Genomic DNA, 20,225 nt, shown 5'->3' on the forward strand with positions numbered 1-20,225 from the left:
CGGTCTCTTCACTGGGCTGGAGGTAAGTATGGCGACATCCGACGGGCGGCGAGTCCGGCCGTACCTCGCGACGCGGGGACGGACCCGGCCGGTGCAGGACATCGCCATCGAAGCGCTCGTCTCGACCACCACGAACGGCCGCGATCACGGCGCTGACCCGGAGCCCGAGCGTGAGCGCATTCTCCGGCTGTGTCATTCTCCCCGGTCGGTCGCCGAGGTGGCGGCCATCGTCTCGACGCCACTCGGAGTGGCCCGTGTCCTCGTCGCCGATCTCGAGTCGGAGAACCTGGTACGGGTGGCGGATCCGCATGCGGCGTACGCCGGTTCGTCCGAGCCGGCCCGAAACCTGAGCGTCCTGGAAAGGGTGAGGGATGGCCTTCGTCGACTCTGAGGTGTCCGGTGGCACAGCTGCCGACCAGGACGCGCTCTCGGTCAAGATCGTGGTCGCCGGCGGGTTCGGCGTCGGGAAGACCACGTTCGTCGGCGCGGTGAGCGAGATCGAGCCGCTGCGCACCGAAGCACTCATGACCGAGGCGTCGACCAGCGTCGACGACCTGTCGATGCTGCCGGAGAAGCGCACGACGACGGTCGCGATGGACTTCGGGCGCATCACGCTCGCGGACGACCTGGTGCTGTATCTGTTCGGCACGCCGGGACAGAACCGCTTCTGGTTCATGTGGGACGACATCACCCACGGCGCCATCGGTGCCGTGGTCCTGGTCGACACCCGGCGGCTGGCCGACTGCTTCGGCGCCATCGACTACGTCGAACAGCGCGGTATCCCGTTCCTCGTCGCCCTGAACGCGTTCGACGGCGTGCAGGAGCACGATGTCGAGGACGTCCGCGACGCGCTGCAGATCGGGCCCGAGGTGCCGTTCGTCGTCACGGACGCGCGCGAACGCGAATCGGTCAAGGTCGTGCTGGTCACGTTGGTCGAACACGCCATGTCGCTGATCCAGCAGCCCTGATCCCGGCCGCGGGACGCACCCGGCGGGCGGTACGGCGGCGGCGCCGGCCGAGCTCAGCGCCGTTCCGCGTCCGTCCGGCCGGTCCGCGGCATCGACAGCAGCCGCCACCCGATCAGGAACACCCCCAGCACCACGGTGGCCACGACCACGAACGACGGCGCCGTCCCCTGCCCGGACACCGCGCGCAGCAGCATCCCGACGAGGACCGTCGCCGCCCAGACCGTGACACCGGTCGGCAGGACGGACCGAGGACGGCGCCAGGCACGCGCCGCCAGCCATCCGGACGCGAGGCCCGTCAGGAACGGCCACGCCGTCGTCGCGATCCCGGCGAGATCTCCGACGCCCTCGTGTGTGCGCCTTCCGAGCAGGACGAAGGCGACGACAAGCAGGACGTCGACGAGCGCGGCGACGGCCGCACGGCTCACGACGCGCTCTCGGGCTGTTCGGCCCACCACTTCAGCAGTTCGTCACGCGCCTCGTCCTCGTCCAGACCACCGCGGTCCAGGCGGACCTCGAGCAGGTGCTGGTAGGCACGCCCGACGACCGGACCGGGCGCGATGCCGAGGATCCGCATGATCTGGTTGCCGTCCAGGTCCGGGCGGATCGAGGCGAGCTCCTCCTCCTCGGCGAGGCGCTCGATGCGTTCCTCGAGGCTGTCGTAGGAGCGCTGCAGGGCCTGCGCCTTGCGCCGGTTCCGGGTGGTGCAGTCGGCGCGGGTCAGCACGTGCAGGCGGGCCAGCTCCTCGCCCGCGTCGCGGACGTACCGCCGGACCGCCGAGTCGGTCCACTCGCCGCTGCCGTAGCCGTGGAAACGCAGGTGCAGCCGCGTCAGCTCGGTGACGCTGTTGACGACCGCGGTGGGGTACCGCAGGGCCGTCAGCCGCTTCCGGGCGAGCTTCGCGCCCACGACGTCGTGATGGTAGAAGCTCACACCGCCACGGGTCTCGAACCGGCGCGTCTTCGGCTTGCCGATGTCGTGCAGCAACGCGGCGAGCCGGATCACCAGGTCCGGCCCATCGCCCGGAAGCCGCTCCTCCAGCTCGATGGCCTGTTCGAGCACGGTCAGCGAGTGCTCGTACACGTCCTTGTGCCGGTGGTGCTCGTCGATCTCGAGCCGCAGTGCCGGCAGCTCCGGCAGCACCCGCGCCGCGAGACCGGTGTCCACCAGCAGCGTGAGCCCCGCCCGCGGGTCCGCCGCCAGCAGCATCTTGGAAAGCTCGTCGCGCACCCGTTCGGCCGAGACGATGTCGATGCGCTCGGCCATGGTGCCCATGGCGGACACGACCTCGTCGGCCACCTCGAACCCGAGCTGCGCGGCGAACCGGGCTGCGCGCATCATCCGCAGCGGGTCGTCGGAGAACGACTGCTGCGGCGTGCCGGGCGTGCGGATGGTCTGCCGGCCGAGATCGACGAGGCCCTGGTGCGGATCGACGAACTCGTGCCCGGGCAGCATGACGGCCATCGCGTTGACGGTGAAGTCCCGGCGCACGAGGTCGTCGGCGATGGAGTCTCCGTACGCCACCGCCGGCTTCCGGCTCTCCTGCTCGTAGCTGTCGGCACGGTAGGTCGTGATCTCGATGTGGAAACCGTCCTTGGTCCCGCCGATGGTTCCGTACGCCCGCCCGACGTCCCACACCGAGTCGGCCCAGCCGGCCAGCAGCCGCTTGGTGTCCTCGGGCCGCGCCGACGTAGTGAAGTCGAGGTCGTGGCCGAGCCGGTCCAGCAGCGCGTCCCGGACCGACCCGCCGACGAGCGCCAGCTCGTGTCCGGCCCCCTCGAACCGGGCACCGAGCTCGTCGGCGACCGGCGCGATGCGCAGCAACTGCCGGACCGCCTGACGTTGTGCTTTGGAGAGCAGCTGCGTGGGATCGTCACGTTCGGTCACGACCCACCAGCGTAAACGGTGCGGGGAGCAGCCACGCCGACACGTCGCCGACCAGCGGCGAGCAGGAGCAATGCGGTTACTCTGGACGTATGCCCGGCTCGCCGTCCACCCCAGGAAGCCTGGGTGACGGCCCTCACAACCGGCGGCGCCGGGGAGCGAAGCGGCGCCGGGCGAAGAACCGCCCGCGACGACGGGCCGTCACCGAGACGTCGGCCGGCGGTCTCGTGGTCGACCAGCTCGAGCAGGCCACCATGGTCGTGCTGATCGGCCGGATCGACCGCCGGGGCCGACTGGAGTGGGTACTGCCGAAGGGACATGTGGAGGCAGGTGAAACCGCTGAGCAGGCTGCGGTGCGAGAAGTGTCGGAGGAGACTGGTCTGACGTCACGCGTGGTGGCGGCGGTGGGGGACATCGACTACTGGTTCGGAGCGAACAACCGCCGCATCCACAAAACCGTGCATCACTTCCTCCTCGAGGCCACGGGTGGGAGTCTGAGCACCGACGACGTGGAGGTGAGCGAGGTGGCCTGGGTTCCGCTGGACGAGCTGTCCGGCCGCATGCGCTATGCCTCGGAACGCCGGCTCGCCCGCCGCCTGCCCGAACTGCTCGCCGAAGTCGCCGCGGCGCCGCACGGGGACGGCCGATGAGGCGGCACGCTCGATCCCGGTGGCTGCTCGCCGCCGCGGCACTCGCGGCGCTGGTGCCGGGGATTGCCGTCGCGGCGCCGGGTGCCGCTGTCGCGGCGAACGCGGCCCCGGCTCCTGCTGCCGACCCGGCTGCGCCTCCCGCCGGCCCCGCCGCGACCATCGCGTTGCATTCGGCCACACCGAGCGTGCTCCGGCCGTCCGACGACGAGCTGGTGCTGACCGGAACGGTCCGGAACACCGGAGACGAGCCGGTGCGCAACGCCCAGGTTCTGCCCCGGTTCAGCCGGGTGCCGCTGGAGTCACGTGCCGAGATCGGCCGTGTCGGCACCGACCAGAACCTGAACTGGGGCGCACGGTACAGCGACGGCTACGACCCGGTCGACGCACTGCAGCCCGGCGAGACCCAGCCGTTCACCCTGCGTGTACCGGTCGAGTTGCTCGACTTCGCGCAGTCCGGGGTGTACATCGTCGGCGCGGACGTCATGGGCTCCCCGGTGGACAGCGAGCAACGCATCCGCCTCGACACCGAACGCACCGTGATCCCGTGGCTGCCGAGAGCCGGCGATCTGCCGACCGTCCCGGTCGGCATGCTGTGGCCGCTGGCGGACCGGCCCGCGCTGATGCCTGACGGCACGCTGCTCGACGATTCGCTGGCCGCACAGGTGGGCGCGGAGGACCCGCTGTCCACGCTGGTGGACGCCGCGGCGGACGCGCCGGTGACGTGGGCGGTCGACCCCGATCTCGTCGACACCGCGGACGCGATGACCGACGGGTACGGCGTCGTCTCGCCGTCCGGTGTCATCGAGGGCTCTCGGGCCAACAGCGACGCCGCACGCGCCTGGCTGACGTCCCTGCAGCAGGCGACGGACGGCAGCAACGTGCTGATGCTCCCTTACGCCACGCCGGATCTCGCCGCCCTCGCGACGACCGAGCCGGGACTGGCCGGGACCGTTGCCCGCCGCGCCGTCTCGGTGTCCGAGCAGGCCGCCCGCACGTTCGGCGCGTCCGCGCCGGCGGGATGGCTCGACAGCGGCTCCGTCAGCACGGACGCGCTCAGTGCCCTCGCCGAGGCCGGCGCCGGCTCGGTCGTCGTGCCCGGCGACGCGGTGCGGCCACGGCCCGACGGCCCGTCGGCTACGTTCGACCTGGGCGAGGGGTCGCTGGACGCCGTGGTCACCGATTCCGGGCTCAGCGACGCCGTCGCCGCCGCGGCGGTCGCGCCGGATCCGCAGGCGGGCGCGCTGGAAGTCCGGCAGCGCTGGTTCGCCGAGACCGCGATGATCGCCATGTCCGCCGCCGACAGTGGCGCCACCCCAGATCCGCTCGTCGTGGCTCCTCCCCTGCGATGGCGGCCCTCCAAGGCCGCCGCCGAGGCGGTCATCGCCTCGTGGACGTCGATTCCGTGGGTCGAACCCACCTCGGTCGACACCGCCAGCAACGGGACCGCCGGCACGGACACAGACGCCGTCACGCCCGACCCGGCCGAAGGCACCAACAGGCTGCCGGAGAACAACGTCGAGGCCACCGCCGAGTTGCACCGCCAGGCGGGCAGCTACGCAGGGCTGCTGGCCGACACCGGCACGGCCAACCAGGACCTCGCGCTCGCGGCGGTACGCGCGGCCTCGACGGGCTGGCGCTCCGACCCCGCCGCGGGCCGGGCCTACGCGAACTCGATCGCCGACGACCTCGCGGCGCAGCTGGACGAAGTGAGCGTGACCGTTCCCGAGTCCGTCACGCTGTCGAGCCGCACCGGCACGTTCCCGCTGACCGTGACGAACGATCTCGACCAGGCCATCGTCATCGGACTCGACATCACCTCCGCGAACGTCGACCGGCTACGCATCGACGACGTCGCCGAACGGCGGATCGAGCCGGGCGCCCGCGAGCTCGTGAACGTCACCGCACAAGCCGCCGCGAACGGGAAGGTGCCGATCGACGTCCAGCTCACCACCGGTACCGGCACCGCGATCGGACCGGCCCGGCCCACGGTCGTCAACGCGACGGACTACGGCACCATCGGCTGGCTGATCGTCGGCGGCGCCGGAGCCCTGTTCGCCGCGGCCCTGGTACGCCGTACGACCCGGCGGCGCACGCCCGAGGACGCCGAGACTGCTGAGGGCACCACCGACGGGACCGCCGAGGACACCGACGCCGCGGGCACCGGCCCGCCATCCCCGACCGAGCCACTGCGGGGGACCAGCCGGTGACGTCGACACAGCAACCTCGCAGTTCCGGGCTGCTCGGCTCGAGCGCCATCATGGCCGCGGGCACGGTCGTCTCGCGGCTCACCGGATTCGCCAAGGCGGCGGTCATCGCCGCCGCCATCGGGCTGACCGCAGTAACGGCCGACGTCTTCAACGTGCCCAACGTCATCCCGAACATGATCTACATCCTGGTCGGCGGTGGCGTCCTCAACTCGGTCCTGGTGCCGGTCCTGGTACGTGCCATCAAGAACGACGCCGACGGCGGGCACGCCTTCTCGCAGCGGCTGTTCAGCCTGGCCGTCACCGCGCTGGGCCTGGCCACCGTGGTGGCGATCCTGGCCGCGCCGTGGATCATGCAGGTGATCGTTGACGACCGGTACCTCGAACCCGGCAACCGGGCGTACTTCGACGACATGGTGATGTTCGCCCGGTTCTGCCTCCCGCAGATCTTCTTCTACGGGTTGTACGTCCTGATCGGGCAGATGCTCAACGCCAGGGGCCGCTTCGGGCCCATGATGTGGTCGCCGATCCTGAACAACGTCGTGGCCATCGGCGTGTTCGCCGTGTTCCTCGTGATGTACGGGCAGAAGGGGCTCGAGCCGTTCACCACGTCCGAGAGCCTCCTGCTGGGCCTGGGCTCCACGGCGGGCATTGCCACGCAGGCGCTGATCCTGCTGCCGGTCCTGCGCGCCACCGGCTTCACGCTGCGGTTCCGCACCGACTGGCGTGGGCAGGGGCTGGGCGAGGCCGTACGCCTGGGCCTGTGGACGTTCGGGTTCGTGGTGCTGAACCAGGTCGCGTACCTGGTCGTGGTCAAGGTCGCCTCCGGGGCCAGTACCGTCACCGCGGGCGGCAGCGGCGCGGGTTACTCCGTCTACTCCAACGCGATGCTGATCATGATGGTGCCGCACTCGGTCATCACGGTGTCGCTGGCGACGGCGCTGCTGCCGCGGCTGGCCGACCTCGCCTCCGAGGGCAGGCTCGACGAGGTCCGCTCGAAGCTGGTGTCGGCCATCCGGATGTGCCTCGCGGTGATCATCCCGCTCGGCGCCCTGGTGGCCGCCCTGGCGTTCCCGCTGACCGCGATGATCTTCGACTACGGGTCCGCCGAGGGACAGACCGGCCGGCTGGCGCTCACCCTCGCGCTGCTGATGCCCGGCCTCGTCGGCTTCACCGTCCACTACCTGGCGCTACGCGGCTTCTATGCGGTGCAGGACACGAAGACGCCGTTCTTCACCCAGATCTGGGTGGCGTCGGTCATCACGGCCGGCGCGATCGGCGTCGCCGTCGTCTCGCCCGGCAACGACTACGTCACCATGGCGTTGGCCGGCGGCTACAGCCTCGCCTACATCGTCGGCTCGGCCGTGGGGATGCTGCGGCTCCAGCGGCGCATCGGCGCGCTCGGCGGTGGTGAGCTGGTCCAGCACATCATCCGGGTGCTGTTCCACTCGCTGATCGCGGCCGGGCTGGCCTGGCTGGTCTGGCGCGGCTGGAGCGGCCTCGGCGCCCTCGACGGGATGCCGTCGATCATCACCAACCTGGTCGAGCTGGCCGTCGGCGGCACGGTGGGAATGGTCGTCTTCGTCGGGCTCGCGTTCGCCTTCCGCGTCGACGAGGTCCGCCGGGCGGTGGCGATGGTCATGGCCAAGCTCCGCGGCGCCCCCGCCCAGCCGGCCGAGGTCGACCCCGGCGAGCTGCTCGAGGACACCGCCGAGTACGCGCTGCCCGCCGAGACCGGCACGCTGAGCATCTTCCGCCGGCCGGTCGACCCGGACATGACCTCGGAGTTCTTCCTCGACGAGACGCTGCCCGGGGTGCCGAGCTTCTTCGACACGACCGCGGGAGCCCCCCGGTCCCGGACCGGATCGAACCGGCCCGCTCCCCCGACCGGTGCCAGATCGGACCGGTCCGGCACCGCCACCTCGGACACGCAGCCCCCACCACCGGGCGATCTGCCACCCACACCGCTCGGCGGTACCGTCCAGCCGGGCCAACGCCGTACCGTCGCCGGGCGTTACCGGTTCGAACGGCTGCTCGACGACTCCGACGGCGTGTACTCGTGGCAGGCGGTCGACGACGTGCTGCGGCGTGCGGTGTTCATCCAGGCCGTCGGCTCCGACGACCCACGTGCCCAGGGCTTCCTCACCGCGGCGCGCGTGTCCTCCACGGTCGGCGACGCGCGGTTCCTGCGGGTGCTCGACGTCGGCACCGACGACGTCGCCTACGTGGTGCGCGAGTGGACACCCGGGCAGAGCCTCGAGGCCCTCCTCGGCACCGGAGCCTTCCACCCCGACCAGGCCGCGGCCGTCGCCCGCGACGTCGCCGAAGCGCTCGCCGCCGCCCACACCCAAGGGCTGGCACACCGGCATCTCGACCCCGCCCTCGTCTTCGTCACCGCCGACGGATCCGTCAAGATCGCCGGCCTCGAGACCGAGCACGCGTTGCGCGGACCGGCGCCGACACCCTGCCCGCCGGTCACCGACACGTCCCGCCCGGACCCCGCCGAGCTCGACGCGATCGGCGTCGGCGGCATCCTCTACGCGGGACTCACCGCGCGCTGGCCCGCCGAAGCGTTCGGCGCGCTGGCTCCCGCACCGCACATCGACGGGCGCATCGCCTCGCCGCGGCAGGTGCGCCCCGGCGTGCCCGGACACCTCGACGCGGTGGCCGACCGCGCCATCGGCCACGCCCGGCGGCATCACGCCCAGCCGTTGCTCAGCCCGTCCGCCGTCGCGTCGGAGCTGTCCACCACGACGAAGCCGCCGCGTCCCACGGTGACCGAGCCGCCGGGACCGCAGGAGCAGCCGCCCGCACTGCTCGACGAACCCGGAACGCCGCCGCCACCGCCGAGCCGGATCGAGCAGCGCCGCGAACGTCGCCGCTCCGGCCGGGGTGCGCGCGTGCTCGGGGTGATGGCCGCGACACTGTTGCTCGTCGGATCCACCCTCGTCGGACTGCAGCTGCTGCTCGGAGCGATCGACGACGAAGGCGAGGGCGAGGGCGGCGGCGCCGCGGGAACCCCGTCCGCCGAGACCACCTCGCAGACGCAGCCCACGCCCACCGGCGATCCGACCCCGATGCCCGTCGCCGAGGCCTCCGACTACGACCCGACGCCGGAGTTCGGTGGTGAGGGCAACGGCGAGGAGAACCCCAGCGACGTCGGCAACGCCGTCGACGGCGACAGCGAGACGGCGTGGACCACGGTCAACTACTACGACCCGATGGAGGACCAGAAGCCCGGCGTCGGGCTGGTCCTCGACCTCGGCGAGGCCGTCGACGTGCGGGGCCTCCGGCTGGATCTCATCAACGAGGGCGCCTCGCTGGAGATCCGGGCCGCCGACGCGGAGGCCGAGGAGGCGCCCGACGATCTCGCCGAGTGGACAGTGGTCGATCAGATCGACTCGGCTGAGCAGAATGTCTCGCACAGTCTCGACGAGGCCGTCACCACCAGGTACGTCCTCGTGTGGTTCACTGCTCTGCCGTTGGACGGCGAAAACTATCGTGGCGGCATCACGGATGCGGAGGTGTTGGGGTGACTCGGCCCTCGCCGGCGCCTCGTCCGAGCGACGAGGACCTGCTCCGCAGGCACGTCGCCGGCGACGCCGACGCGTTCGGCGAGCTGGTGGCCAGGCACCAGGACCGCCTCTGGGCCGTCGCACTACGCACGCTCGGCGACCAGCACGACGCCGCCGACGCACTCCAGGACGCCATGATCAACGCGTTCCGCCGGGCCGGCTCGTTCCGCTCCGAGTCGGCCGTCACGACGTGGCTGCACCGGATCGTCGTCAACGCCTGCCTCGACCGGGTGCGCCACAACGCCGCCCGGCCCGCCGATCCGGTGGCCTTCGACGGCAGCGAGGTCCCCGGGGTGACGCCGTCGACCATGGCCGTCGACGATCCCGCCGAGCGGACCTCGATGCGTCTCGACCTCGAACAGGCGCTGGCCACACTGCCGGACGAGCAGCGGGTCCCGCTTGTCCTGGTGGACGTCGAGGGCTACCCCGTCGCCGACGCGGCCCAGATGCTCGACCTGCCCGCGGGCACCGTCAAGAGCAGATGCGCCCGTGCCCGAGCCAAACTGCTGCCGTTGCTGGCTCCGGGGCGATCGGGCACGACCGGGAACCAACCCGGCAACGACGACGTCCCATCACCGACCACGCACGGACCTGGAGGTGAGCAGCGGTGACATCAGCCGGGACTCATCCCGCTCCCGTGACGCTGGCCGAGTACGTCGAGGGCGTCCTCGACGACGACTCGGCACGCAGTACCGCCTCGCACGTGGACGAGTGCCCGACGTGCCGGCAGGTCGTCGACGATCTGCGCGGCGTACCGGCGGCGCTGCGCGACCTGCCGGCCGAGATGCCGGTACCGGAGCACGTCTCGGCCCGGCTGACGGCGGCCATCGCCGCCGAGCACGCACGGGGCTCGCAGACGCACGCCGGCGACGACCACGGCACCGTCGCCTGGTTCCGGCGCGGCGTCCCCCGGGCGGTGGCGGCCGCCGCGAGCATCGCCGTGCTCGGCCTGGCCGGATACATCGCGGTCGGCGGCGACGGCGGACCCGACGAGGCCACCACGGCCGGTTCGGGGGCGGAGTCGCTCAGCGAGAGTGCCGGCGAGAACGCCGGCTCCGGTCCGGGTCCGCGGGTGGCCGAGGATGGCGGCTCCCCCCTCGACGGCCAGATGCAGGAGCTGGAAGCGTCGACCGTCACCGAGCTCGAACAGGCGACGCGAGGCGTGTGGGAGAACCGCACCGAGATGGCGCCGGGATGCGGCAGCGCCCTCGCCGACCAGGTCGGCCTCGAGCTGGTCGGCTCGGTCGAGCACGGCTCCGGCGTCCTGGTCGTGCTGGAGAACCCGGACGCCGCGCAACTCGAAGGCAGGCTCGTCTCCACCTGCGGATCCACCACGGCCGAGGCGCTTGCCGCGCCGGTCACCGTCCCCGTCCCCTGAAGCCGGCGGGTCCGACCCGCACACACACGGCGGGAATGCGCGCCACCTAGGATCGGTTGAGCCAGGTGAATGCGTGAGCGAGGAAAGGCGCCAGCGTGACCGACACGAGAAATCTCATCATCATCGGCTCGGGTCCAGCCGGATACACGGCAGCGGTGTACGCCGCGCGGGCCCGGCTCGAGCCGCTCGTCCTCGAGGGCGAAGTCACGTGGGGCGGCGCGCTGATGAACACCACCGAGGTCGAGAACTACCCCGGCTTCCGCGACGCGATCATGGGTCCTGAGCTGATGGACGAGATGCGCGCGCAGGCGGAGCGGTTCGGCGCCGAGATCGTCACACGCGACGCCGTCGAGGTCGACCTCACCGGCGACGTCAAGGTCGTCAAGGACAGCGACGGAGCGGTGCACCAGGCGCGCGCCGTGATCCTCGCGACCGGCTCCGGCTACCGCGAGATCGGCCTCGAGAACGAGAAGCGGCTGTCCGGGCACGGCGTGTCGTGGTGTGCGACCTGTGACGGGTTCTTCTTCCGTGAGCAGGACATCGCCGTCGTCGGCGGCGGAGACTCCGCCATCGAGGAGGCGACGTTCCTCACCCGGTTCGCCCGCAAGGTGTACGTCATTCACCGCCGCGACGAGCTCCGGGCGTCGAAGGTGATGCAGGAGCGCGCGTTCGCCAACGACAAGATCGAGTTCGTGTGGAACACCGTCGTCACGGACGTGCTCGGCAACGACAAGGTCAGCGGGCTGGCGCTGCGCGACACCGTCACCGGTGACGAGCGCACGCTCGACGTCACCGGGCTGTTCGTCGCGATCGGACACGACCCACGGTCCGAGCTGCTCGAAGACCAGGTCAAGCTCGACGCCGAGGGGTACGTGCTGGTCGACCACCCGTCCACGCGCACCGACCAGACCGGCGTGTTCGCTTGCGGCGACGTCGTCGACCACATCTACCGGCAGGCGGTCACCGCGGCCGGTACGGGCTGCCAGGCGGCGCTCGACGCCGAGCGGTACCTCGCCGACATCGAGGTCGCCCAGAACGTCAAACCCGAGCTCGTCGTCTCCTGACGCCGATCTCGATCCGTCACAAGGAGTGATCAATGGGGAACATCCAGCACGTCACCGATGCCGACTTCGCCGAGAAGGTGCTCAAGAACGACAAGCCGGTGCTCGTCGATTTCTGGGCTGAATGGTGCACGCCGTGCCGCATGATCGCCCCGGTGCTCGAGGAGATCGCGGGCAAGCAGGACGACCTCGACATCGTCAAGCTCAACACCGACGAGAACCCCGAGACCGCCGCCGCGTACCGCATCACCTCGATCCCGGCGCTGAAGGTCTTCGACGGCGGCCAGGTCGTCAAGGAGATCATCGGCGCCAAGCCGAAGGCGGCCCTGCTCAACGAGCTCGGCGACTACGTCCCCAGCTGACGCCACCGCTGCCTGACCTCGGATGCCCGTCGGACACACCAGTCCGGCGGGCATCACCTTGCGCCCGGCCTGTAAATGATCCACGTTGTTGAAGCATGGATGGAATCCCCTGCGTCACCACCCTTACATGCCTCGTGATGCGTACATACGCCTGGTGATGTCCCACGCCGGCCGCAGTGCCGACCCCGGCCGCGGCGTCCCGTAACGCCTCCGTACCACAGTGGCGAGAATCACAGCACCGCATCGTGACGAGTGGTGGTCGCCACCGCTCATGCACGATGCATCACGAGGATCCTCTGCGCATCACGAGGACTGCAGGGGTGGTGACGCAGGGAATTCCATGCGGAACGTGATCATTTTCGGCAACGTGCAGGCGGGGACAAAGGGCGCATAAGGGGGCGAATCGCGCGATAGGCGATTCGATGCGCAGAGCGCGACCTCTTGCTCATCGCGCCGTTCAGTCATTCAATGGCATATCCGCCCAAACAATCCGCTCCGTTTGCCGACACACGTGTTCTCCCGGATCATCTCGTCACGGAAGTCCTTGCGCCGACACCTACGCCGGCAGGGACCGTGAACCACGCAAGATCGCCACGGCGAAGAGGTATGCATGGAATACAGGGACGATTTCTCGAATGCCGAGAGCGCCGCCATCGAGGCGTACACCTCGATGGCGGTGCGGCACACGATGCTGTTGTTGTTGGGCATCGCCACGATGATGGCCTCCATTCTGGCCATCGTCCTCGCAGCGGTCGGCACGGTGCTCGACCTGGCCGGCGTGGCCGATCTGCACCCCGCGTTCACGCCGGTGGCCGTGTTCGGTCTCGTCTGCGGGGGTGTCGACTTCATCGCTCGCCGTCGTGACAACGATGACATCGCCGGCCTGGCCACCATCGGCGGGCAGGGCGCACTCACGACGGCCGGAGTGGTGGCACTGCTCGGCTGGTTCTCCAGCGGAGCCTGGGTGCTCGCCGGCGCGCTCGCCGTCGGAGCGACAACCAGCGCGATCCTGTTCAAGTACCCCGAGTGGGAGACCCGGGCGGACATGCTCGAACGGTTCGTCCGCGTGCCCGACGACGGCGACGACGACCACCGCTGACGCCGGCACTTCACCCGTCACAAATCGGCATCCTCGGACACCTTCGTAGAGGACAGCCACCAGCGTGACGGGAGGAAGTGCACGATGCGTCTTTCCGCCCTCCGTGCCGGACGGCGTGCGGGCACCGGACCCGACGACCCGCCGGCGCGGCTCGCACACGCCGTCGACACCACCGACCACGCCGCCGAGCAGCTGCGTGTCCTGGCGGCTCGGGCCGCCGAACGCGAGCGCCGGCGGTTCGCCGAGCAGCAGCAGACCCTCACCCGCGACGCCGAACGCCGCCACGCTCGCACCAACGCGCTGCTCGCCGCCGCCACCGACCGGGCCCGTCTCGACATCACCGAACTCCTCGGCCACGGTCCCGGATACGCCCATCAGCCCTGGGACGCCGCAGTCTGGGAGGAACCCTACGACGAGCCCGTCGAGCCACCCCGCGTCGTTCACGTCGCCACCCTCGGGCTCGCTTCCCCGAACTCCATCGTCGAGCTTCCGTTCGTGCTGCCCGCGCTCGGCGCCAACGTCGTCATCACCCACACGCCGGCCGGTCGCGCACCCGCGCACAACCTCGCGCAAGGGTTCGTCACCCGCGCGCTCGCCGCGGCTCCGCCGGGGTCACTGCGTGCCCATCTGCTCGACGCCGGCGGGCTCGGCCAGAATCTGGGCATTCTCAGCAGACTGCCGGAGCCACTGGTCAGCGGCGGTGTCCGCGCCACACACGACGAGATCGCCGCGGAGCTCACCACGCTGCGTGAACACGTTCACCGGCTGAACAGCCGCGTGCTTCTCGGTGACGGCGACTCGCTGGTCTCCCGCTGGCACGACGGCAGCGCCCAGGGCGTTCCGTGCACGCTGGTGTTCGCCGCCGGCCTCGACGGGAGTCTGCACACCGACGACGCACAGCAGCTGTGGTCGCTGGCGCGCACCGGAAACCGATGCGGCGTCGCCGTCGTCGCGGTGATCGACACCGGTCGCGACCTTCCGCAGGGCGTCTCCCTGTCCGATCTCACCTCGACCGCCGAGCACGTGCACGTCGACGACGACGGCGGCGCATCCTGGGAGTCGGCTCCACCGGCGTTGCATCACCACACACGTGTGCGCTGCCCGAACCCGCCGGGCACCCGGCAGCACCGATTCCTGGCCACCGTCCTCGCGCCCGCCGCGGCTCGCGGCTCGAACCGGCCGGTCCGGCTGACGGAACTGTTGCAGAGCGAGCCTCCGGAGTCCGCGTCCACCACGACCACCGTCAGCGCACCCGTCGGTCTCGGCGCCGACGGCACCCCCATCGAACTCGCCGTCGGCGACGACGAGGACGTGCCGATCGGCGGGCTTCTGGTCGGGCCCTCCGGCTCGGGCAAGACGACGCTGCTGCACGCGTTCATCCATGCGCTGGTCCACCGCTACCCCCCGGACGAGCTCGAGCTGCACCTGCTGGACATGAAAGCAGGCGTCGAGTTCGCCGAGTACGCCCCGCGCCCCGGCAGTCCGGCGCTGCCGCACGTGCGCACCGTCGGCATCGAGGCCGACGCGACCTTCGCGCTGGGCGTCCTCCACCACCTGCGTTCGGTCGACGCACGGCGCAAGCAGCTGTTCAAGGACGCTTCGGCCGCCTTCGGACAAGAGATCAAGAACATCGCCGAGTACCGGGAGGTCACCGGCGCCCGGTTGCCCCGTGTCCTGCTCATCGCCGACGAGTTCCAGTTGATGCTGGCCGGTCCCACCGAGGACGAGGCGTGGTCGAGCCTGGACGTCCTCGCCAAACAGGGCCGCAGCCAGGGCATCCACCTGCTGCTCGCCACCCAGAGCCTCAACTCCGTCGGCCAGGGACGGGGTCTGCAGAAGGCGTCCGTGTTCGACCAGCTCGAGCTGCGTCTGGGACTGCGCTGCAAGCCGGACGAGCTCAGCACGCTCCTGGACCGCACGGTCCGCGACCGTCTCGACACCGGACGACGTGGCTCCGGCGTCCTGAACCGCAGCCACGGCGACAGGGACGCCGACCAGCTGTTCCAGGCCGGCCTGCTCGAACCCGACGAGCGCCGCAGCATCCGCGCCGACATCGACGCCCGGCACCTCGCCGGCCCGCGACCGATCCGGGTCAGCCGTGGTGCCAGCGCGGTCGAGCTCGCCGACGTGGCCGACACGCTGACCGCGGCCACGACACCGTCGATCTACGTGGGTGCTCCCGTCGGCGTCGACCCGCCGCTGGTCGGGGTTCCGGCCCACCCGGGCGGTGGACGCGGCCTGCTGCTGTCGGACCGGGACGAGAGCCGGGCGGTGAACTCCGTCGCTGCGATCCTCGCCGGCCTCGCACTGCAGCCGGGCTGCCGCGATGCGCGCTTCGTCGTGCTGGACCTGCTGCCCGAGACGGTCCCGGCGCGACGCCCGCTCGACCGCGTCGTCGAACTGCTGGGCGAGCGCGTCACCACCGTGACCGAGAAGGACGCCGGCACGCTGCCGGACGTCGCCGCGGATCACGGCGGCGCGGCGTTCGTGGCCGTGCTCGGCCTGCAGTACAGCGACCTCGAGGTGCCGTTCTACGCCGCCACCGACGAGCCGCACCCGCTGAGCTGGCTGTGCTCCGACGCCCCGGCCCGGTCGGTGTTCCCGCTGATCTGGCTCGACACCCCCGACCGGCTGCGATCGCTGGGTCCCGACGGCGAGCGGCTGCAGCTGCGCGCCGATGCCGGAACGGACGTCGTCGACACGGCGACCTTCCTGGGTCGACGCCCACCGTTCGCGGCGGCCCGCGGCCGGATGTGGTTCCACGACCTCGCCGGTGACACCGATCCGCGGCTGGTCGACCCGTTGACGGTCGGCACTCACCTGCCCGAACTGCTGGACGGAGCACTCCGGTGACCGCGCATGCCGAAGCCGAGCACGAGGACCACACCGGACACGCCGGCCCGCCGCGCGGTCCGGCGATGCGGGCCTACTGCGCGTCGCTGACCCATTTCACCTCGTCGGTCCACAGCAGCGAGTTGGCCCTGCGCCACGACGAAGCCGCCACCGTCGAGCAGCGCGAAGAGCTCGAGACCGCGTCCGGGTCCCGGCTTCGCGGCATCGACAAGGCCGGAGCGGAGGCCGCAGCCGCAGCCGAGCACGTCGTCGCCGTACGTGAACGGCACGGCATCGGCCCGGCGGACACCGGCGCGAGCGCACCGGTTCCTGATCCGCGGGCCATGGGCGCCGATCTCGGCGCGGCGCTCGCGTCTCTGGCCCGGCGCCGTGACCAGCTGCGCACCGCGGAGGCCGAGTTCGACACCTGGCGGCGAGCCGCGGACCGCACGGCGCTGCGCGTCGTCGTCGCGATCGCGGGGGTCCTGGGCACCGTCGGCGCGCTCGTCCTGGCGGCGAGCGCCGCGTCCTCGACGACGACGATCGTCGCGCTGCTGGCGGGCACGGCGGTGGTCACGGGCGCCGCATTGCTCGCCGCCGTCGTGCTGCGTCTCCCCCAGGTGTGCGCCGGGCCGAGCCTCGCACGCAGCCCCGATCCCGCGGCTGTCTCGCGCTTCGGTGCGCTGGTCGCGGCGGTCGCCATCGTCGGACTCGCGCTGGTGTCGGTGCTCACCACGGCGGTCTGATCGGCCGATTTCGCCCTGGGGCGTCACAACGGTGCCACGCAGGACACCTACACGGACAGCACGCCCACGACAGGGGCGCTGCGGTGAGTCGACATCGTGGAAGGGTGGGCACGGCATGCCGAGCATCAAGGAGTCCGGCGAGATCCTCATCGGGGTTTCGAACGACCTCACCCGCGGCGGCGACGAGACCGCGCGCGGCCTGACCGAACTGCAACGGCAGGCCGATGCCGCCGTCGAGGCGTTGAACGCGCTGCGCGGACCGGCCGAGGAGGCACGCACCGCCACCGCCACGTTACGCGCCAAGGCCGACGAGGCGCGCGCGAAGTTCGACGAGTTGAAACGCTCCGCCGCGACGACCGAGCAGGCCGCGGGTGTGCTGAACACCGCATGCAGCAACCTCCAGCGTGGCGACACCGACCTGGCGGCCGCGCTCGAGCCACGTATCCGCCCGATCGCCGCACAGGTCACGACGTTCACCGAACAGCTGCGCGAGACCGCAACCCGCCTCGAGACGGCTGTCGACGGCCTGATCGAAGGGGCCGATCACATCGGCAAGAACACCGAGCAGCTCAAGGCGGGCGGCGACGAGGTCGGCAAGGGCGCCGCCCAGGTCAGTGATGGTCTGGGGCAGGCCCGGTCGCGGCTCGGTCAGGTGATCCCGAGCGCGGCGAAGGCCGTGGGCGACCGCGGCCGCGAGGCCGTCCACGTCGCGCGGCGCTGAACGCGGCGAGCACACAGGTCCGGCCCGCCGTGTCGACCCCGCCTCCGCAGACAGTGCAGGCCCTCGAGGCCGAGGTCCGTCAGCTCGACCGGGCCCGCCGCGCGCTCGAGCACGCCCTGGCGCATGCGCGCCGCGCCGACGAACGCAGCGCCGCCGACCTGGCCGCCGCGCGCACACGCATCGTCGACGCGACACACCGCTCGGTTCCGGCGGCCGACGACGCGGGCATCCCGCAGCGCGTGGCGGACGCCGTCGAACGAGCTTTCGCCGCCGCGATGCGTGCCTTGCACGAACGTTGGGACCGCATCTGCGAAACGATCCGGCGGGCGCTGGAACGCACTGCCGGGACGTTGGCCGAGAAGGACCGCACCTTGCGGCGGCTGGACGACGCCAGGAGCCGGCGGCGATCGGCCGCGGGCTGACCGGTCGTTCCCTGGTCGCCGGTCCTCCGTCGTGGCGTTCGTCCCGATGGCGTCCGTCGCCCGGTGCGCTCGGACCTGTCCTCGACGTCAGGTGTCGATCGACTCGTCGCTCGGGCCCCGCCGCGCCACCATCGAGCCGACGACCATGATCAACACGACCAGGCAGGCGCCGAGGACGATGTGGGCGCTTCCGACGCCGGCTCCGTCCCAGCCCGGAACGGACCACACGGCGTCCTCCGGCGAGGCGATGAAGCCACGCTCGATCATCCATTGCCGGCCCTCCGTCCAGGCACCGAACACCAGCGGCGCCGCGACCGGCAGCGCCAGCGGCGCCGCGAGCAGCATGACCAGCGCATCGTTGCCAGAGGTCGCCTCGGCCATGGTCGGTGTCACCTTGCCCGTTTTGTGTCGATGGTTGTGTCGATGTCAGTACACCCCGTCACTCAGGTGGCGGATACGGACGGTGCGGGTGCGCGACACCTCGGCGGTGCCGGCCCCGTCGGAGCCTCGCCACTGGATCCGCAGGCGAGTGCCGTCGTTCTCGACCGCGTCCACCTGTTCCACGACCACCCAGCCGGTGTCGTCGTCGATGCGCGCCAGGTTGCCGGGTTCGAGCTGGGAGACCATGACGATCTCGGACCACCCGCCGGCGTCGCGTCCCGCGCCGGCAGTGTCGTCGGACTGCTCCGTCCGGCGGGCACGGCCCCAGTCGACCAGCCCGCTCGCCGCACTCGCGTACCCTTCGGTGAGCTCGCCTGACAGCGTGGCTCGCCACGTCGCGGCAGGGCTGTCGCTGCGCGCACGCGGGCGCTGCACGTGCAGGACGGGGTGCGTGACGACATGTGGGCGGAACGCCTCGATCAGCCGGAGATCCTGCTCGTCACCGATGCGTCGCGCCTCGCGCGGATCCGGCGTCCAGTAGCACTGCACCGTGGCGGCCGTGCCGTCACCGACACGAACCACGCCCCGGCCGGGAACCGGCTCGGCCGACTCGTCCGCGTCGGCGCCACGCCACAGAACGGAACTCGCGGGTGCGTCCAACCGCCCCAGCGCGACGACCGTGCCGAGGTCGTCCCGGTGCTGCTCGCGTAGCAGCGGATCGTCCGCGCGTTGCACGCTCAGCACGACGACGACGTTGACCTGACCCCCGTGGCGCAGCAACTGGGTGACACGGTCGGACGCGAGGGCGGCACCCGCAGCGCTCTGGTCGGCGCGGGCGGCGGCCTCGGCGACCGCGGTGGCGAACTCGCGGAAATGGTGGACCATGACGACCAGCGGCTCCAGGTCCGCCGGGCTGGTGCCGGACTCGACCAGCTCCACCCGGCTCTCCATCTCACGCCAGGCGTGCTCGAGGACGACGATCTGATCGTCCAGTGTCGACGCCACGATCTGCACGTTCGGCCAGTCGCGCAGCCCGTGCAGGTCGACCCGCCGATGGTCGATGATCCACACCGGCCACCCCCGGACCGCGGCTTCGAGGGCGACCCCGGTCAGCAGCACCCGCTTGCCCGAACCCGACCGGCCGAGCACCAGCAGGCTGCCGTGCGAACCTCCGGGATCCCACGTCACCTGTGCGCCCGAGGCGTTCACGCCCAACGCGACGGGGCGCCCCGGACGCTGGTCGCCCGGTGGTGGCGGGCGATGGATCTTCTCGGTCGTACGGCGTGCCGGTTCCGGATCGGGCGTCGCCTCCGGCTCCGGCTGTGTACTCAGCGGCCCCGGTGAGCGGCTCGGATCACGGAGCGTGAGCCGTCCGTCACGGGCGTTGTGCCTGGCCACCACGTACTGCTCACCCAGGTGGGCGTGCACCGCACGGGCGACGGCCTCGGCCCAGCCGGGAGCGGCGTCGTCGACGACCGTGGGATACCGGACGTTGAGCAGATGCGGGATGCCGACCCACCCGCCCTTCCACCGTCGCGCGTCCACCTCGAGATAGGTCGTGTCCGGTACACCGATGGGCTCGGTCATGGAGCCCGCGAGCCCAGCCGTCGCCTGGTCGCGTCGCCGGCGTCGCGCGGCCAGCACGCCCAGCACCGCCGCGCAGCCCAGAACCGGTGCCGCCAGGACCAGCCCCGGGCCAGGCTGATCGAGCACCACGAGGATGGTCCAGACCGCGACAGCCAGGACGGCGACCGCCGCGGCTGCAGCGGTGAGCGCGGCGGCGCTGAACCCGGGCCGGGTCGCTGCCACCGGCCGGGTGGCCTCGAAACGGGCGGCGTGCTCGTCGGCGGCGCCCGCCGTCCCCGCGGACTCACCCGGTCGTGCGCGCGCCGGTTCCTGGGCCGTCACCGCACCCTCCCTCGGATCGATCTCTCGGTTACTGAA

Annotated in this window: 18 protein-coding genes; 14 read left to right on the forward strand and 4 right to left on the reverse strand. The window is 71.5% G+C overall.

Annotated features, from left to right (window positions below; all coding sequences use genetic code 11):
* Nucleotides 1-28 precede the first annotated feature (28 nt).
* Both CLV30_RS17830 and CLV30_RS17835 read left to right on the forward strand, forming a co-directional pair.
* Nucleotides 29-391, forward strand: a complete 363-nt coding sequence (locus tag CLV30_RS17830) for a DUF742 domain-containing protein (RefSeq protein WP_106538582.1) — start codon at nt 29-31, stop codon at nt 389-391.
* Nucleotides 372-968, forward strand: coding sequence for a GTP-binding protein (locus CLV30_RS17835; RefSeq protein ID WP_106538583.1), 597 nt, complete (start codon nt 372-374; stop codon nt 966-968). The genes CLV30_RS17830 and CLV30_RS17835 overlap by 20 nt, the downstream gene beginning before the upstream one ends.
* 53 nt (nt 969-1,021) lie before the next feature.
* On the opposite strand, the gene CLV30_RS17840 is transcribed toward CLV30_RS17835, so the two are convergent.
* Both CLV30_RS17840 and CLV30_RS17845 read right to left on the reverse strand, forming a co-directional pair.
* The gene (locus tag CLV30_RS17840) at nt 1,022-1,393 is read right to left on the reverse strand and encodes a DUF3054 domain-containing protein (RefSeq protein ID WP_106538584.1); all 372 of its coding nucleotides are present in this window, start codon (nt 1,391-1,393) and stop codon (nt 1,022-1,024) included.
* Nucleotides 1,390-2,853, reverse strand: coding sequence for a CCA tRNA nucleotidyltransferase (locus tag CLV30_RS17845; RefSeq protein WP_106538585.1), 1,464 nt, complete (start codon nt 2,851-2,853; stop codon nt 1,390-1,392). Before CLV30_RS17845 ends, CLV30_RS17840 begins: the two co-directional genes overlap by 4 nt.
* 224 nt (nt 2,854-3,077) lie before the next feature.
* Between CLV30_RS17845 and CLV30_RS17850 the strand changes: the two genes are divergently transcribed.
* From CLV30_RS17850 to CLV30_RS17905, 12 genes are all read left to right on the forward strand, one after another.
* Nucleotides 3,078-3,500 carry an NUDIX hydrolase gene (locus CLV30_RS17850; RefSeq protein WP_240723185.1) on the forward strand — a complete coding sequence of 141 codons (423 nt, stop codon included), beginning with the start codon at nt 3,078-3,080 and terminating at the stop codon, nt 3,498-3,500.
* Complete coding sequence (locus CLV30_RS17855) at nt 3,497-5,707, forward strand: DUF6049 family protein (RefSeq protein WP_106538587.1); 2,211 nt, start codon at nt 3,497-3,499, stop codon at nt 5,705-5,707. The genes CLV30_RS17850 and CLV30_RS17855 overlap by 4 nt, the downstream gene beginning before the upstream one ends.
* Nucleotides 5,704-9,240 (forward strand): murein biosynthesis integral membrane protein MurJ, encoded by a 3,537-nt coding sequence (gene murJ, locus CLV30_RS17860; protein WP_106538588.1) that lies wholly within the window; start codon nt 5,704-5,706, stop codon nt 9,238-9,240. The genes CLV30_RS17855 and murJ overlap by 4 nt, the downstream gene beginning before the upstream one ends.
* Nucleotides 9,237-9,890, forward strand: a complete 654-nt coding sequence (gene sigM, locus CLV30_RS17865) for an RNA polymerase sigma factor SigM (RefSeq protein ID WP_106538589.1) — start codon at nt 9,237-9,239, stop codon at nt 9,888-9,890. Before murJ ends, sigM begins: the two co-directional genes overlap by 4 nt.
* Nucleotides 9,891-9,916: 26 nt before the next feature.
* The gene (locus CLV30_RS17870) at nt 9,917-10,657 is read left to right on the forward strand and encodes an anti-sigma factor family protein (RefSeq protein WP_106538590.1); all 741 of its coding nucleotides are present in this window, start codon (nt 9,917-9,919) and stop codon (nt 10,655-10,657) included.
* A 95-nt stretch (nt 10,658-10,752) separates the two neighbouring features.
* Nucleotides 10,753-11,721, forward strand: coding sequence for a thioredoxin-disulfide reductase (trxB, locus tag CLV30_RS17875; RefSeq protein ID WP_106538591.1), 969 nt, complete (start codon nt 10,753-10,755; stop codon nt 11,719-11,721).
* A 32-nt stretch (nt 11,722-11,753) separates the two neighbouring features.
* Complete coding sequence (gene trxA / locus CLV30_RS17880) at nt 11,754-12,080, forward strand: thioredoxin (protein WP_106538592.1); 327 nt, start codon at nt 11,754-11,756, stop codon at nt 12,078-12,080.
* Nucleotides 12,081-12,690: 610 nt separating this feature from the next.
* Nucleotides 12,691-13,179: a hypothetical protein gene (locus CLV30_RS17885; RefSeq protein WP_106538593.1), complete on the forward strand. Its 489-nt coding sequence runs from the start codon at nt 12,691-12,693 to the stop codon at nt 13,177-13,179.
* Nucleotides 13,180-13,263: 84 nt separating this feature from the next.
* Nucleotides 13,264-16,032 carry an FtsK/SpoIIIE domain-containing protein gene (locus CLV30_RS17890; RefSeq protein ID WP_106538594.1) on the forward strand — a complete coding sequence of 923 codons (2,769 nt, stop codon included), beginning with the start codon at nt 13,264-13,266 and terminating at the stop codon, nt 16,030-16,032.
* Nucleotides 16,029-16,757, forward strand: coding sequence for a hypothetical protein (locus CLV30_RS17895; RefSeq protein WP_106538595.1), 729 nt, complete (start codon nt 16,029-16,031; stop codon nt 16,755-16,757). Before CLV30_RS17890 ends, CLV30_RS17895 begins: the two co-directional genes overlap by 4 nt.
* Nucleotides 16,758-16,872: 115 nt before the next feature.
* Nucleotides 16,873-17,478 (forward strand): hypothetical protein, encoded by a 606-nt coding sequence (locus tag CLV30_RS17900; protein WP_106538596.1) that lies wholly within the window; start codon nt 16,873-16,875, stop codon nt 17,476-17,478.
* A 29-nt stretch (nt 17,479-17,507) separates the two neighbouring features.
* Nucleotides 17,508-17,900, forward strand: a complete 393-nt coding sequence (locus tag CLV30_RS17905; protein WP_129710880.1) for a hypothetical protein — start codon at nt 17,508-17,510, stop codon at nt 17,898-17,900.
* An 87-nt stretch (nt 17,901-17,987) separates the two neighbouring features.
* Here CLV30_RS17905 and CLV30_RS17910 read toward each other — a convergent pair whose 3' ends face one another.
* Complete coding sequence (locus CLV30_RS17910) at nt 17,988-18,281, reverse strand: hypothetical protein (protein WP_106538598.1); 294 nt, start codon at nt 18,279-18,281, stop codon at nt 17,988-17,990.
* Nucleotides 18,282-18,326: 45 nt separating this feature from the next.
* The gene (locus CLV30_RS17915; RefSeq protein WP_106538599.1) at nt 18,327-20,189 is read right to left on the reverse strand and encodes a hypothetical protein; all 1,863 of its coding nucleotides are present in this window, start codon (nt 20,187-20,189) and stop codon (nt 18,327-18,329) included.
* Nucleotides 20,190-20,225 lie beyond the last annotated feature (36 nt).

The organism is Haloactinopolyspora alba (assembly GCF_003014555.1).
In the GTDB taxonomy this organism is placed as follows: domain Bacteria; phylum Actinomycetota; class Actinomycetes; order Jiangellales; family Jiangellaceae; genus Haloactinopolyspora; species Haloactinopolyspora alba.